The sequence below is a fragment of the Flavobacterium sp. genome (genome assembly GCF_046155325.1).
GTDB lineage: Bacteria > Bacteroidota > Bacteroidia > Flavobacteriales > Flavobacteriaceae > Flavobacterium.
Map to the genome: position 1 here is coordinate 16,154 of NZ_JBJXDQ010000202.1, position 13,441 is coordinate 29,594.

General features: G+C 31.9%; 11 protein-coding genes. 4 read left to right on the forward strand and 7 right to left on the reverse strand.

Annotation, left to right across the window (positions count from 1 at the left end):
- Positions 1 to 2: 2 nt before the first annotated feature.
- A complete protein-coding gene (locus ACKVOD_RS13315; RefSeq protein WP_409209954.1) occupies positions 3 to 2,618 on the reverse strand; it encodes a tetratricopeptide repeat protein in 2,616 nt (871 codons plus the stop codon).
- A 240-nt stretch (positions 2,619 to 2,858) separates the two neighbouring features.
- Between ACKVOD_RS13315 and ACKVOD_RS13320 the strand changes: the two genes are divergently transcribed.
- The 3 genes from ACKVOD_RS13320 to ACKVOD_RS13330 all read left to right on the forward strand — a co-directional run bounded on the left by ACKVOD_RS13320 (position 2,859) and on the right by ACKVOD_RS13330 (position 7,268).
- A complete protein-coding gene (locus ACKVOD_RS13320) occupies positions 2,859 to 3,905 on the forward strand; it encodes a 2Fe-2S iron-sulfur cluster-binding protein (protein WP_409209955.1) in 1,047 nt (348 codons plus the stop codon).
- Positions 3,906 to 4,055: 150 nt separating this feature from the next.
- Positions 4,056 to 6,521 carry a TonB-dependent receptor domain-containing protein gene (locus tag ACKVOD_RS13325; protein WP_409209956.1) on the forward strand — a complete coding sequence of 822 codons (2,466 nt, stop codon included), beginning with the start codon at positions 4,056 to 4,058 and terminating at the stop codon, positions 6,519 to 6,521.
- A gap of 138 nt (positions 6,522 to 6,659) precedes the next feature.
- Entirely contained in the window at positions 6,660 to 7,268 is a 609-nt protein-coding gene (locus tag ACKVOD_RS13330; RefSeq protein ID WP_409209957.1) for an alpha-ketoglutarate-dependent dioxygenase AlkB family protein, read from the forward strand.
- A 16-nt stretch (positions 7,269 to 7,284) separates the two neighbouring features.
- On the opposite strand, the gene ACKVOD_RS13335 is transcribed toward ACKVOD_RS13330, so the two are convergent.
- From ACKVOD_RS13335 to ACKVOD_RS13360, 6 genes are all read right to left on the reverse strand, one after another.
- A complete protein-coding gene (locus ACKVOD_RS13335) occupies positions 7,285 to 7,782 on the reverse strand; it encodes a DUF6646 family protein (protein ID WP_409209958.1) in 498 nt (165 codons plus the stop codon).
- Positions 7,783 to 7,820: 38 nt separating this feature from the next.
- Positions 7,821 to 8,546 (reverse strand): metallophosphoesterase family protein, encoded by a 726-nt coding sequence (locus ACKVOD_RS13340; RefSeq protein ID WP_409209959.1) that lies wholly within the window; start codon positions 8,544 to 8,546, stop codon positions 7,821 to 7,823.
- A gap of 64 nt (positions 8,547 to 8,610) precedes the next feature.
- The gene (locus tag ACKVOD_RS13345; protein ID WP_409209960.1) at positions 8,611 to 9,078 is read right to left on the reverse strand and encodes an RES family NAD+ phosphorylase; all 468 of its coding nucleotides are present in this window, start codon (positions 9,076 to 9,078) and stop codon (positions 8,611 to 8,613) included.
- Positions 9,078 to 9,578: an antitoxin Xre/MbcA/ParS toxin-binding domain-containing protein gene (locus ACKVOD_RS13350; RefSeq protein WP_409209961.1), complete on the reverse strand. Its 501-nt coding sequence runs from the start codon at positions 9,576 to 9,578 to the stop codon at positions 9,078 to 9,080. Before ACKVOD_RS13350 ends, ACKVOD_RS13345 begins: the two co-directional genes overlap by 1 nt.
- Positions 9,579 to 9,907: 329 nt before the next feature.
- The gene (locus ACKVOD_RS13355; protein WP_409209962.1) at positions 9,908 to 10,939 is read right to left on the reverse strand and encodes a hypothetical protein; all 1,032 of its coding nucleotides are present in this window, start codon (positions 10,937 to 10,939) and stop codon (positions 9,908 to 9,910) included.
- A gap of 132 nt (positions 10,940 to 11,071) precedes the next feature.
- Positions 11,072 to 12,211 (reverse strand): ATP-binding protein, encoded by a 1,140-nt coding sequence (locus tag ACKVOD_RS13360; RefSeq protein WP_409209963.1) that lies wholly within the window; start codon positions 12,209 to 12,211, stop codon positions 11,072 to 11,074.
- A gap of 280 nt (positions 12,212 to 12,491) precedes the next feature.
- Between ACKVOD_RS13360 and ACKVOD_RS13365 the strand changes: the two genes are divergently transcribed.
- Positions 12,492 to 13,441: AAA family ATPase (locus ACKVOD_RS13365; RefSeq protein ID WP_409209964.1), on the forward strand; the 950-nt coding region annotated here is incomplete at its 3' end.

Below are 13,441 nucleotides of genomic sequence, written 5' to 3' on the forward strand. Positions count from 1 at the left end.
GTCTACAACTTTTTTGTCGCTAAATAGCTTTCTAGATTTTTTTTGATTTGAATTATTCTATAGTTTTCATCCGAAACTACAACCCCAGAATCACCAAGCTTAAATTGTTCTTTTAATTTGATTACTATTGCATTACCATACAATTCTGAATTGACACTATGAATTGTAACAAAACTATCTTTTTCAGAATATTTATCGAAAGAATAGGATAATATTTTTGGTGTTTCAACAGCTAAGAAGGCTTTTATTTTATCTTCAATAGCGGTTTTGCTTTTCAGATCATTCACAGGAAATTTGTAAATAATCTTCCACTTTTTAGTGTCATTTTCTGTAAATGCTAAACCTTCGAGCAGCGGAATTTCAGTAGTGATTATATCTTGAGCTTTTTTGCCTTCTTCGCTATTCGGATAATTATCGGCTGCAAATTGTAATGCAGTTTTATAGGCTTCTAATCCTTTTAATTTTCCTAATGTATTTGCTTTTAATAATTCAAATTTAGGTACAATTTCATTACCAGTATATTGGGTTATCAATTCTTCTAATTGTTGTAAAACACTTGAAAATTCTTCTTGTTGAAATTCTTTATAGATTTTAGTATAGACTTTAGCCGAATTTTCATTTTCAGAAACGGTAGTCTGTGTCGTATTATTGATGATTTGTGCATAGCGAGAATTTGGATACATCGACGAAATTTTACTCTTCATTTCTTCTGCTTTGCTAGCATTGTTAATTTGGTATATTTTATACAAATTATACATTGTTGGAAGTACTAGTTTTTCTTCTGGATTTTGTTGTAATAATTTTTCAAGTTTATTACTGGCTAAATCATATACCTTGAATTTTTCTTTGTAAATAATTCCTAATTGATAATAAGCAAAATTACGCTCTTTAATAATACTATCAATTTCGGATTGTTTTTGTGGGAGTTGCTTGATATAGTATTCACTAGTGTATTTATCAATTACTTTTTCTGTAGTAGACTTCTCAGAGGCAATTGTTTTGTCAGGAGAAGCAACTACTGTATCATTTTTAATTTTTTCTAATGTGCTTGAAATTCTCCAATTGCCTTCTTTTGATCTTTTGCCCCAATTTTTTTGAAATTCTAATATCCCTAAAGATACTATTGTAGGATTATAAAAATAAAAGTTGTTTGCTGTTTGGTTGCCAGTATTAATGGATGGCGGTGCCATTGATATTTTTTTAATTGCATTTCCAGAAGCATCTTGGAGATTTGCACTAGGTTCTTGGGAACCAGTATTTGCTGAACTAGACTGTGTTTTTTTTAGTTTTTCTAAAGCAATTTTTTTAGCGTCATCACTCTTTTTTAAACTTGCAATATATTTTTCATAATAATAAATTTTATCTGATTCAGACATCGAAACAATAGAAAGAATACTATCGTTATTCTTAGCGATTGTTTCATATTGAATAACATCGTCTAAATCTTTTCTTGTTTTTTGAATTCTAAAATACTCTCTTGTTTTTGAATTAAGATTAACCAGAGTACTATCATAATATTTAGCTGCCATCTGATAATCGGCATTTTCAAAATGCATATTCCCAATATTTCTATAATTTGAAGCTGTTAAATATTTGTCTTTAGGTATTTTTCTTAAAGATAAATTATAAAATTCTTCAGCTGATTTATTTTGATTTTTTCGGTCATAAAACACGCCTAATTGATGAAAAACAACGTCTAGAAAAGGACGGTTTTCCCTGTCTTTAATGAGTTTATTATAGGTTTCTAAAAAAACTAATGTATCTCCTTTTTTGTAATCAAAAAGGTTTGCTTTTTTAGCATGAGCTTGAATAGTGTATTCCTTTGCTGCTTTCCTTTTCATATCAATCACTGATTGAAAACTCGCTACGGCATTTTCATTTTGACCTAATTCTTCATACAATTGTCCAAGTACAAATCTATAACGAGCCTTTTCGGAATTTGTGGTAGCGAATTTTTCTGCTATTTTTAATTTTACTATTGCACTATCTTTTTCTTCTAAATTTAAAAAAGCTTGTGAAAGCAAGGCATTAGCATCGGCAATAATTTGTTTTTCTAAGGTTTTAATTTTTAAAAGTTTGATTATGTTTTTTACCACTTGAGCATCATTTCCTAAATGCATGTTAGCTTTTTCACGCCATATTTTCGCCTGATAAATTTTATTACTATTAGGATATTTGTATAAAATATAATTAAAAGCATCTAATGCAGGGACAAATCTTTGGTCAAAATAACGAGCTTTACCTAACAGTAAATAAGCTTCATCAATTTGATAGTTTTTTTCTTTACCACCAATATTCATAGAGTGTTTTTGAATGGCTTTGGTTGCTTTAGCTTCAGCAAGTTCGAAGTCAGTATTTTTAGTTTTTGAATCTGCCGAGAATTCATCAAAGATTTGCATTCTTTCTACAGGTAAAAGTTGCCAGTAATTGTCTTTGCCTTCTGCATTTATGCCCACAAGTCCTTTGTTTAAACCTATTTGGCCATTGTATAAAATATTATATTTTGTGCCCAAAGCATGCCAGTTTCTAGATAAAAAAGTATCTTTTCTCGTAGAACATGCCAACATTAAAAATATAAAGGTTAGGACAAATGTGTATTTAGTTATTTTTGTTTTCAAGGATAATCTTTTTATCATTTAACTTCTAAAAGAATCATTTATTATAATGACGGGTAAAAATACGTTTCTTTTTGAAATATAGAAATTTAAACTAAATAAATCCCTAAGAGTTATAATTATCTTGATATTAAGCCACTTTTTTAAGCTTAAAATATATAAAACACACTTTTACAATAAAAATAACTACTTTTTTTGCAAGTCCGATTTATTTCGTTTCCTACTTTTGCAAAAAAATATTGTATGCCATCATTCAAAAAGCTCATCATTAAAGAAGTAAAACGCGAAACGGAAGCTGCAGTTTCAATACTATTTAATGTCCCAGAGGAATTTAAGCCATTCTATACCTATATAGCTGGCCAATACTTGAATATAAAATTAACCTTAGACGGAAAAGAAATTCGTCGGGCCTATTCTATTTGTTCTTCGCCAGAAAGTGGTGAATTGAGAATTGCAGTAAAAGCAGTAAACAATGGCGCGTTTTCTCAATTTGCGAACAGTAAACTAAAAGCTGGGGATATACTAGAAATAGGTGAACCAGAAGGGAAATTTATTTTCAAACCAGACAGTCACCAACAAAAAAACTATGCAGCCTTTGTGGCTGGAAGTGGAATTACGCCAGTTATTTCAATTATAAAATCAATGTTAAAGGCTGAGCCCAACAGTACATTTGTATTGGTTTATGGTAACAAAACCCCTGAGGAAACAATCTTTCATAAAGAATTACATGATTTACAATCACATTATACAGGTCGTCTTTTTGTACATTATGTTTATAGTCAATCTAAAAGCGAATTATCGGGTCGAATAGATAAATCTACTGTGAATTATGTGTTGAAAAACAAACATGGCTCTTTAGAATTTCATTCATTTTATTTATGTGGACCTGAAGAAATGATTAATACTGTTTCAAAAGTTCTTAAAGAAAATAATGTTGCTGATGCAGCCATTAAATTCGAACTATTTACTACTTCAATAGCTGAAAGCCCTAAAGTAAGTTCCCATGATGGACATACTATAATAACTATTTTGGTAGATGATGAAGAAACTATTTTTGAGATGTCTCAAAAACAAACTATCCTAGAAGCAGCTTTAAAACAAGGAGTTGACGCACCGTATTCTTGTCAAGGAGGAATTTGTAGTAGCTGCTTAGCGCGAGTAAAATCGGGCACCGCCCAGATGAAGAAAAACTCAATATTGACTGATAGCGAAATTGCAGAAGGTTTGGTGCTTACCTGCCAAGCACATCCCACATCAGCTGAAATTTTTATAGATTATGATGATGTTTAATTAAAGATTTTAAATTTGATAAATTATTTAAAACTTCTCTGAAAAGGGAAGTTTTTTTTGCTAATATTAATCCTAATCAAAAGTATTTCCATACTTAATTAGGACTATTTTTTAAAACAGTTTATATAACTTGCAGGCAAATTTATTAAAATGCATAAAAAACTATTCTATATATTAACCTTATCCTTAATAATAACAAGTCTTAGTGCTCAAAACGCATCAATTAAAGGTACAGTTTTAGACAATTATAATAACAAACCCCTAGAATACGCCAGTATTGCTTTATTAAGCTCGGTGAATAATTCGGTTATCAATGGAGCAGTTTCAAATAAAAACGGTGTTTATTTAATACAAAATGTAAAAAATGGGAGCTATAAACTCAAAGTTTATTTTGTAGGGTATGAGGCTTTTTTTTTGGATGAAATCAACATTCAAAACAATCAAAATATTCAGTTGGATCCGATTAAATTAAAGTTAGTTAGTCAAAAATTAGAAGAGGTTGTTTTGACCAATAAGAAAGCCAATTCATATAATAAAATTGACAAACAACAATACAAAGCGAGCCAGTTTGAAACCGCCAAAGGAGGCACTGCGATTGATGTAATAAAAAATTTACCCTCGGTAACCGTCAATGGACAAGGAGATATTAGTCTAAGAGGATCTAATGGTTTTATGGTTTTGGTCAACGGCAAACCTGTTTTGACTGATGCCGCAACAATTTTGAGCCAACTCCCTGCAAACACAATTCAAAATATTGAATTAATTACCGCTCCTTCTGCAAAATACGATCCCGACGGCAAAGGTGGTATTTTGAATATTGTAACTACTAAAGGAAGTCTCGATGGTTTTGCAATTGCAGCTAACATCATGGGGGGATTGCCAAGCACGAATGATTATAATAATTTAGAAAAGCCTAAACGATTTGGAGGCGATATAACATCAAATTTCAAAAAAGACAAATTTGATATCGCTCTTACGCTGGGTTACTTAAGAAATGATAATAACGGCTATCGAGAAGGAAATGTTTTCACTAAAGATTTTGAAAACGCTACTATAACTCGATTTTTATCCAATGGGGAACGTAGTTTTGACAAGTATAATTATTCAGCCAAAACAGCTATAAATTATACTGCTAATACTAATAATACATTCAATTTTGGATTTTATCTAGGGAGAAAATTCCAAGCCAGAAGAGCCGATTTGCGCTATGACAATAGCACTTCTAATTTAATAACAGATTTTCAATTAAATCTGAGGTATTTTAATTCGAATGTTCAAACCAAAGAGGGTAAATTTACCTTAGTTAATTTTGATTACACGCATACTTTTTGCAACAAATCAACATTGACCAGTTCGGCTCTCTATGAATATGCCAATTTGTTTGGAAACACCATTAATCTAAATATGGATTACCCTGCTAAACAAACAATTTTTCAGGAAGTAAATAATCCTTATACCAACCCAATTGCTGGTTTTCGAATAAAATTAGATTATGCCATTGGTATTGGAAAAGGAAAACTAGAAAACGGCTATCAATACCGATATGATTTTCAGGACGGAACCTTTGGATACACCATAAATCCTGAACCTATTCATGCAGTTAATAATTTTATTTATAGAGGGACTGCCAAAACAACCAATTGGATTCATGCTTTATATTCTCAATATGCTATTAAATTTGAAAAACTTCAATTTGTTGGTGGATTGCGCTATGAAAATGCTAAAAGAGAAGTTGTTTTATCTACAGATGTGAGTCCCCATGTACTAAACTTTAACAACCTTTTTCCATCGACTAATATATTGTATGTGTTTAATGACCATTGGAATGCTAAAATTGGTTATAGCAAAAGAGTGCAACGTAATAATAATTCCGAATTGAATCCCATCCCTGAAAGAGAACATTCAGAAACATTAGAACAAGGAGATCCTGATTTGCTCCCGCAGTTTGTTGATTTAGCCGAATTAGGGTTGAATCATAGTTTTAAGAAAGGAACACTATTCGCCACGATGTATTATCAAAACATCAAAAACCCAATTCAAAGAGTAAATAGTGTTTTTAACGATACTATACTTAATAGAGTTTACACCAATGCCAAAAAAGCAAGGCTGTATGGTTTAGAATTAGGAACAAATTTCAAACCTAAAAAATGGCTTTCTTTATACCTTGGCGCCAACGTTTACAATTACAAAATCAATGGCGCTTTAAATATATTAGGCGAGACATCAGAGGTAAACAATTCTGATTGGGTTTACTCATTAAACACGAACAGCACATTAACCCTTGGAAACAATTGGAGTATCACGGCAAATGTCAATTATATTGCAGCCAAACCCACAGCTCAAGGAGAAGATTCAAGGTTTTTAACACCAAATCTTTCTGCTAAAAAAATTATTTTTGGCGGAAATGGTAGTATTGGCTTTCAATGGCAATATATTGATTTTGGCAATATGAATACCAACCAACAAAGAATAACAACTTTTGGCACCGAATTTTATACCACCACAAATTATATATATGAAACCAATGTTTTAGCACTTAATTTTAGCTATAATTTCAATAAATTAACGAGTAAAAATAAACTCCCAACAAGCGAATTTGGCGAAAAAGAGTTTTAGAATACTTGGGGTTATTTACGTTAATATTATCTTTGTACAATCAATTTTTACCAACCGCTCAAAAAAGAATGTAAAAACATATTATAATCTTCAATTAATAAAAGCTAAAAAAATTTGTTAGCTTAAAATAGCTTCACAATGGATTTATTCGATATCGAAATTGAGCCTTCAAAAAACATATTGCCTAAAGATGGCATAGTCAATTATCATGGTAAACTTTGGAATCGTCAAGAAGCCAATTTTTATTATGAAAAGCTTTGGAATACCATCGAGTGGAAAAACGATCAAGCCATTATTTTTGGAAAATTAATTATCACCAAACGAAAAGTAGCCTGGTATGGTGAAAGCGAATTTGAATATACCTATTCTAATATCACCAAAAATGCCTTGATGTGGACTCCTGAATTATTAGAACTAAAAACGATGGTTGAAAAAGAAACTGGAGAAACATTCAATTCTTGCTTGCTTAATTTATACCATTCAGGCGATGAAGGAATGGCTTGGCACAGCGACGGGGAGAAAGATTTAAAAAAAAATGGAGCAATTGCTTCCTTAAGCTTTGGTGCTGAGCGTAAATTTGCTTTTAAACACAAAGCGACTAAGGAAACTGTTTCAATCTTGCTAGAACACGGCAGTTTATTGGTAATGAAAGGAACTACCCAAACCAATTGGCTTCACAGATTACCACCTACAAAACAAATAAGCCAGCCCAGAATCAATCTTACTTTTAGAACAATTGTTTTATAAAACTAGTTTGTAACGGTTACAAATTAAATGAAACTCCAATATTAAATACAAACTGATTATTGAGTTTATCAAAACCATAAGCAGATGGATCATATTGAGCTACCGGAATTCCCGCTTCTGAAAACAAGCCAAAACCATCAGTAAAAAAGTAACGAAATCCAAGGTGAGCCCCAAAATTTCGTGGTCCAATATTAAGTCCTGGATAAACATCTATTTTTGGGTCTAGTTTTAAAACGTTTCCTAAATTAGCATTGAATCGTGCTTTAAAATCAAAACGATCAATAAATTCAGGTTTATCTCCTAAAAGGTTTTCATCTACAGATAATAAATAAGATGCTACTAACCCAAAAGATATGTTTTCACCATATCCATAATCAGAGGAAAGTTGAATTCCTGAACCGCCATTTTGAATATTGGCACCTATTTGAAACTTGTAATCCCCTTTTCCTTTGTAGGCTTGAGCATTCATTAGGCAAACTGTCAAAATTAATAATATAGAGAATGTTTTTTTCATAGTTGTAAAATTGAAAAGTAAAAATAATATAATAAATTTTAATTTCTGCCTTTTTCGTTGGGGTACAAATTGGGTAAAGGTTCGCTTTGCCAAAATTCTTTTGTATCCACATCCATAATCGTGAGTGGCCCTAAAAAAGCGGCACTTGTATCTATATTCCAAACACTGGCCATTTGTATCGGAATACTTTTATTGATTCTAGACACGGGAGTGTGACCTAAATAAATTTCGTGGTATAAAGTCAGTCGTTTTGGGTATAATAAATCAGTAGTCTTTAAAGATTTATCTAATCCCAAAGCCGTTTCCCATAAGGTTCTGTCCCAATAAAACAATTTTGGAAAATACTCGTAATCAATACCATTAACATTAGTAAAACCCGCGTGAATAAACAATCGATTTTGGGAATCCAGATAATAATTTTCTAAAGTTCTTAAAAAACCGATATGTTTTTCGATAATTTCCTCGCTCAAATTGGCATAAGCCAACACGGTCGATTCGCCACCATGTTTAAACCACATGGGATTATCGGCTTTATTGACCAACCATTCGAGCAACAATTCGTCGTGATTGCCTCTGATAAAAATGCAAGTATGGGTCTTTTCTAGTTCGATTAAATAATCGATTACTTGGGGCGATTGACTCCAACCATCCACATAATCACCCAGAAAAATCAAGGTGTCTTTTGGAGTAACATTCGCTCTTTCTATAATTTGGTGTAGCGCACGTAAACCTCCGTGAATGTCACCTATGACAAGTGTTCTCATTTTATTTTTAATGCTCTAAATAGTTGTTGTTTAAATTTCACGTCACTTAATTTCAAGTTCAAACTTACCGCCTCAATCTTCCATCAAAAACTAATCTTTGAGTAGAAATTACTTTGATTTTTTTTGAGTCAGGATGATTAGGATTAATCAAATAATTATATTCATAAGGAATAATACTGCTCGGCACTTTCAAAACCGCTGCATTGATCTGAGTTACAAAATCATCACCAACATATTGTGTTTCAAGTATAGGTGGTTTTGAATCCCAATTTTCTGGAAGTTCATCAATTTTTAATTCTACTATTTCAACAGATAAAGGAATCTCAATTTCAATATAAAATCTATCAGTGGGTAAATCTTGACTAAAATCAAGGTGTGCAGAAACTTCTAGTGTTGCTAGTGCGCGGGACTCAGCCGTGTATACTAAATAAGTATTCATGCTATTCCATCTATAGCCTTCCGTTAAAGCTGCACCAATACCTTTTAAGGTTGTTTCTAAATATTTTTCTCTTTCAATACGATATACTCTCATTACGCAAGATTTCCATACTCAATTCTATTTAGGCAGTTTCTAACTTCTTGTATGCCGGTAATAGAGTCCAACATACTTTCTGGGGTATTATCTCCTAAAGAAAAATTCAATTTCTTCATCCAACGTTGAAATTTATCTTCTTCACTATTAAAAACTTCTATCCCAAAATCAACTAACTCTGTAAGTAGTAATACAACTTCACTATCTCTTCCGTTTAAAAGTGATTTTTCTCTTCTCTTTTTATTGTAGGTTGTTTGTGGCAATCCAAAAATGTGCAAAACTTCTTTTACAGGAACATTAATTCTTTTACTGATAACGTCAATAGAAGCATATGGCACACCAGCTCGAATTATATTAACTCTTTCTAATTTAGAAGTCCAAGTATATTCGTGTCCTTCTGACTCTAACTTCCATTTCGGTTGAGAGGCTATAGCCACTTTTGCACGATTAATACTTTCTTTTGGATTAAAAATCCTCTGTTTGATAATTCGTTGACTCATTGTAAATAGCATTTATGCTGTAAATATACAACATTTATGCTGTAAATTACACTGGCTTAAAAAAATTGGTGCTACTTGGCGAAGCAATGACAAATTTAAGGTTACGCAATGAAGTACATAAAATTTATCTCCAAATTTGTCACGCTGTTAAGCATCTCAATTAAGTTGCTCTCGTTTTTTGCTCTATTTTGTGGGCGCAAAGTCAGAGACATTTGCGCAGCCCAAGCGACAACTTATCTACTCTTCGGGGAGCTGGGCTAAATTAAGCCCATTCTTCGGATTTGCCAAATGCCCAAATCGCTTGTAGCAAATGTTAGCAGGCGTTTCTTCTACCACTTAATATTGCCATCTTTATCAATTTCAGTTGTAATAGAAACTTTTGTGACATCTGCTAAGGTAATCTCATCAGCTTCGTCAGCTATGGATGGATCATCATAAAACGCCTCTGTAATCTCAAATTCAATTACTTTCTCCAAATAAAAATCGTTTTCAAATACATCTATACGCATTGCAATATTATCAGTTTTGAAATTATTGCCGACACTAGGATAGATTATACATTCAAAATTAGTATCACTGCCCTTGCCATGTAGTATTAGTTCTGAGAAAGTTGAACTCATTAAATATTCTGAATTGTGAGAAACGGTTTTTGAAAATTCTCTACCAAGTAAATTAAAATAATTTTCAATGTATTCAATAAAAAGTGGAGAATTATATGGTTTAAGTTCTTCAAATGCTTTAGTTGCTTTAGCAACACCTGCATTATTTTTAATCGCTTCTTTGCCATGTGAAATAGCATATGATAGGAATTTACGATTAGATTTTGGGCGCCAAACGCCTATTGTTATTAGTTTATTAAGTGGAGGTCTTAACTCCTTAAGGTTTGTGTCAATTGACTCAGATGAATAAAAAACAGTTGTATTTGTTGAATTTGCTCTATTGTAAAGTCTAATCTCTTGAACTATTTCTAACGTAGGGTGTTTTAAATATTTTGAGTTAGTGATTCTTTCATTTTTATCTAAAACTGATTCATTTATTACCATGCGATAAGTTGTGAAAATCGTTAGATTGTTTGAAATAATTGGTAAATAATTAAAAGCATATAAAATGTATCCTTTAAATAATTCTCTTTCGACATCCGATAAAGATGTGTAATCTAAACTTTGTAATTTTTCGTTCAGAACTTTATAAAATTGAAGGATTTTTTTAAAAGTTCCCTCTTCTTTTTTAGAAACATGTTGTTGGTTTAAAAATTTCATCGCAATTTCTTGCTCAGTTGACATTAACGAGTTTTCCTGCCATCTTTTTTCTGGAGGAATTTCTGGAAAATCTTTAAATGTTTGTTGCCAGTTATGTTTCATGAAATGTCTGCTAACTCTTTAATAGGCGAAATAAACCCTCGCATATACACCCAATTCAGGCAAGATTTGCGAATTTTTACTTTGCTCTACTGAGCCAAGTATATCAAATAAATGCTTACAAATTTAAACGCTTTACTGCACATCATATTTCATTTTTCTCAAAATCCGCAGTGATTCTTTAAAGGATAAATATATTGGCGTAAACGGTTTCAATAGTAGTTTGGCATCAATTAATTTTTGCTTGGCATCTTCAAATCCATTAAGGTAACAAATCATAAAAGTAGAAGGTAAATTAGACAAATCTCTTAGTTCTCTTTCGGTTAATTGAAATCCTTTTTGGAGTTTATGGAGTATAGAAATATTAGTATTATAAATATGAAAGAGCATTTTTCGATTGAATTCAGGAGGTTGAAAAAGAATTTCTCGGTCAATTTTATAATAGCCATTATCATGAAAATAGAGGGTTTGTTTCTCTAATGGATAATAGCTTGTTTTGTCATTGAGCCCTAAAGCAACATATTCTATAATGGTAAAACTATCGTCGTTAAAAGTAATAGTAACAACATCTTGAGCAGAATAGAACAATTTAATTTGCTCGTTTATTAATTCAATATCTACTCGGGATAAATAGTTTATATCCTTATATTTTCTAGGAACACCAGCCCAACAGATGACAAACAATTCCTTAAAAACCTTATATTCTGGTGCCATATCTTTATGGCGAAAATTCATAAAATCAATTACGCCATCAAGGGTATAAGCAATACTATTTCGAGAATTATTTTCTATTCCAAGAACTGTTTCAGTGTTTTGATAATTCTTTTCTATTTCTGTTTCTATTGGAACAGTATTGCTGCCACGCCTTATAAAAACAGTGTTTATAGAAATGGTATGAATACCTTTTTTGAAATGTGAGGTTTTGCTTTTTGCTTTTATAGTGACCAGACCAATTACTTTATCTTTGGGTAAACTAGGAAAAGGAACATTTTCATATTGAATTTTTGGAGGATTTTCGAGATACGCATTCACTAAATTTTGAATCCGACTGTCGTCAAAAAAATCGTCGCCTACAATCTCGTTATCTTGATCTTCGATACCCACAACGATATAAGAATTATTGGCAGGATTCGAATTGGATAAGGCACAAATGTGTTTCAAAAACTTGGCTTTCCCTTCTCGGCTATGCAAATTTAACTGACGCTTTTTGTCATAAAAACTGCACTCATCATTGTGAGCCAAAAGGTTTTTAATAAGCAGTCGTTTATTAATCATGCAATTTTAGATTTCATACTTGCGATTTGTTGAATGGAGAATTGATTTTTGAAATTACAATTGCTATTAAAAATTGTGTTTATCAAAATTGTAGAATCTTCGATTTCAACGCCTATTTTTTTAAAACTTTAAAATTATGAAAATAGTATCATAAATCATCCTTAAAAATAAGGGTTTAATATAAGTTTTAACCATTCTTTAACATCGTACTTATAAAAAAAATTTCAATTTGCACCGTCAAAAAAACACGAACACAATTTATAGCAAATAAAACACGAAGATGGAAGAAAATACAATGACTTTGGACATTAGATCCATTAATGAAAAAATAGAAAGAGAAAGTGCTTTTATCGATTTACTTACCATGGAAATGAATAAAGTAATCGTAGGTCAAAAACACATGATTGAAAGATTATTAATCGGATTATTGGGTCAAGGACACATTTTGCTTGAAGGAGTTCCTGGATTAGCAAAGACATTGGCTATAAATACCTTATCACAAGCGATTCAAGGGTCATTTAGTCGTATTCAATTTACACCAGATTTATTACCTGCCGATGTGGTAGGAACCATGATTTATAATATTAAATCGAATGAATTTTCGATTAAAAAAGGACCAATTTTCGCCAATTTTGTTTTGGCAGATGAGATCAATCGTGCTCCTGCCAAAGTTCAGTCGGCACTATTAGAGGCGATGCAAGAGAAACAAGTTACAATTGGAGACACCACTTTTAAATTAGACAGACCTTTTTTAGTATTGGCTACTCAAAATCCAATTGAGCAAGAAGGAACGTATCCTCTACCAGAAGCACAAGTCGATCGTTTTATGTTGAAAACGGTAATTGATTATCCAAAAATGGATGAGGAGCGATTGGTAATTCGCCAAAACTTAAAAGGAAGTTATGAAAAAGTAAATCCAGTAGTTTCGGTTGAGCAAATATTGAGAGCTCAAGAAGCCGTTCGTGAGGTATACATGGATGAAAAAATCGAAAAGTATATACTTGATATTATTTTTGCTACCCGTTTTCCAGAGAAATACAAATTAGCTGATTTGAAACCCTTAATTAGTTTTGGATCTTCACCTCGTGGAAGTATCAATTTAGCCAATGCTGCAAAATGTTATGCTTTTATCAAACGTCGTGGCTATGTAATTCCTGAAGATGTTCGTGCAGTAGTTCACGATGTGTTGCGACATAGAATAGGAATTACATACGAAGCCGAAGCCGAAAA

Bases quoted from the DNA above. Each gene is read 5' to 3' on its own strand.
- ACKVOD_RS13320 (WP_409209955.1), top strand. From the start codon at position 2,859: ATGCCATCATTCAAAAAGCTCATCATTAAAGAAGTAAAACGCGAAACG.
- ACKVOD_RS13325 (WP_409209956.1), top strand. From the start codon at position 4,056: ATGCATAAAAAACTATTCTATATATTAACCTTATCCTTAATAATAACA.
- ACKVOD_RS13330 (WP_409209957.1), top strand. From the start codon at position 6,660: ATGGATTTATTCGATATCGAAATTGAGCCTTCAAAAAACATATTGCCT.
- ACKVOD_RS13335 (WP_409209958.1), bottom strand. From the start codon at position 7,782: ATGAAAAAAACATTCTCTATATTATTAATTTTGACAGTTTGCCTAATG.
- ACKVOD_RS13340 (WP_409209959.1), bottom strand. From the start codon at position 8,546: ATGAGAACACTTGTCATAGGTGACATTCACGGAGGTTTACGTGCGCTA.
- ACKVOD_RS13345 (WP_409209960.1), bottom strand. From the start codon at position 9,078: ATGAGAGTATATCGTATTGAAAGAGAAAAATATTTAGAAACAACCTTA.
- ACKVOD_RS13350 (WP_409209961.1), bottom strand. From the start codon at position 9,578: ATGAGTCAACGAATTATCAAACAGAGGATTTTTAATCCAAAAGAAAGT.
- ACKVOD_RS13355 (WP_409209962.1), bottom strand. From the start codon at position 10,939: ATGAAACATAACTGGCAACAAACATTTAAAGATTTTCCAGAAATTCCT.
- ACKVOD_RS13360 (WP_409209963.1), bottom strand. From the start codon at position 12,211: ATGATTAATAAACGACTGCTTATTAAAAACCTTTTGGCTCACAATGAT.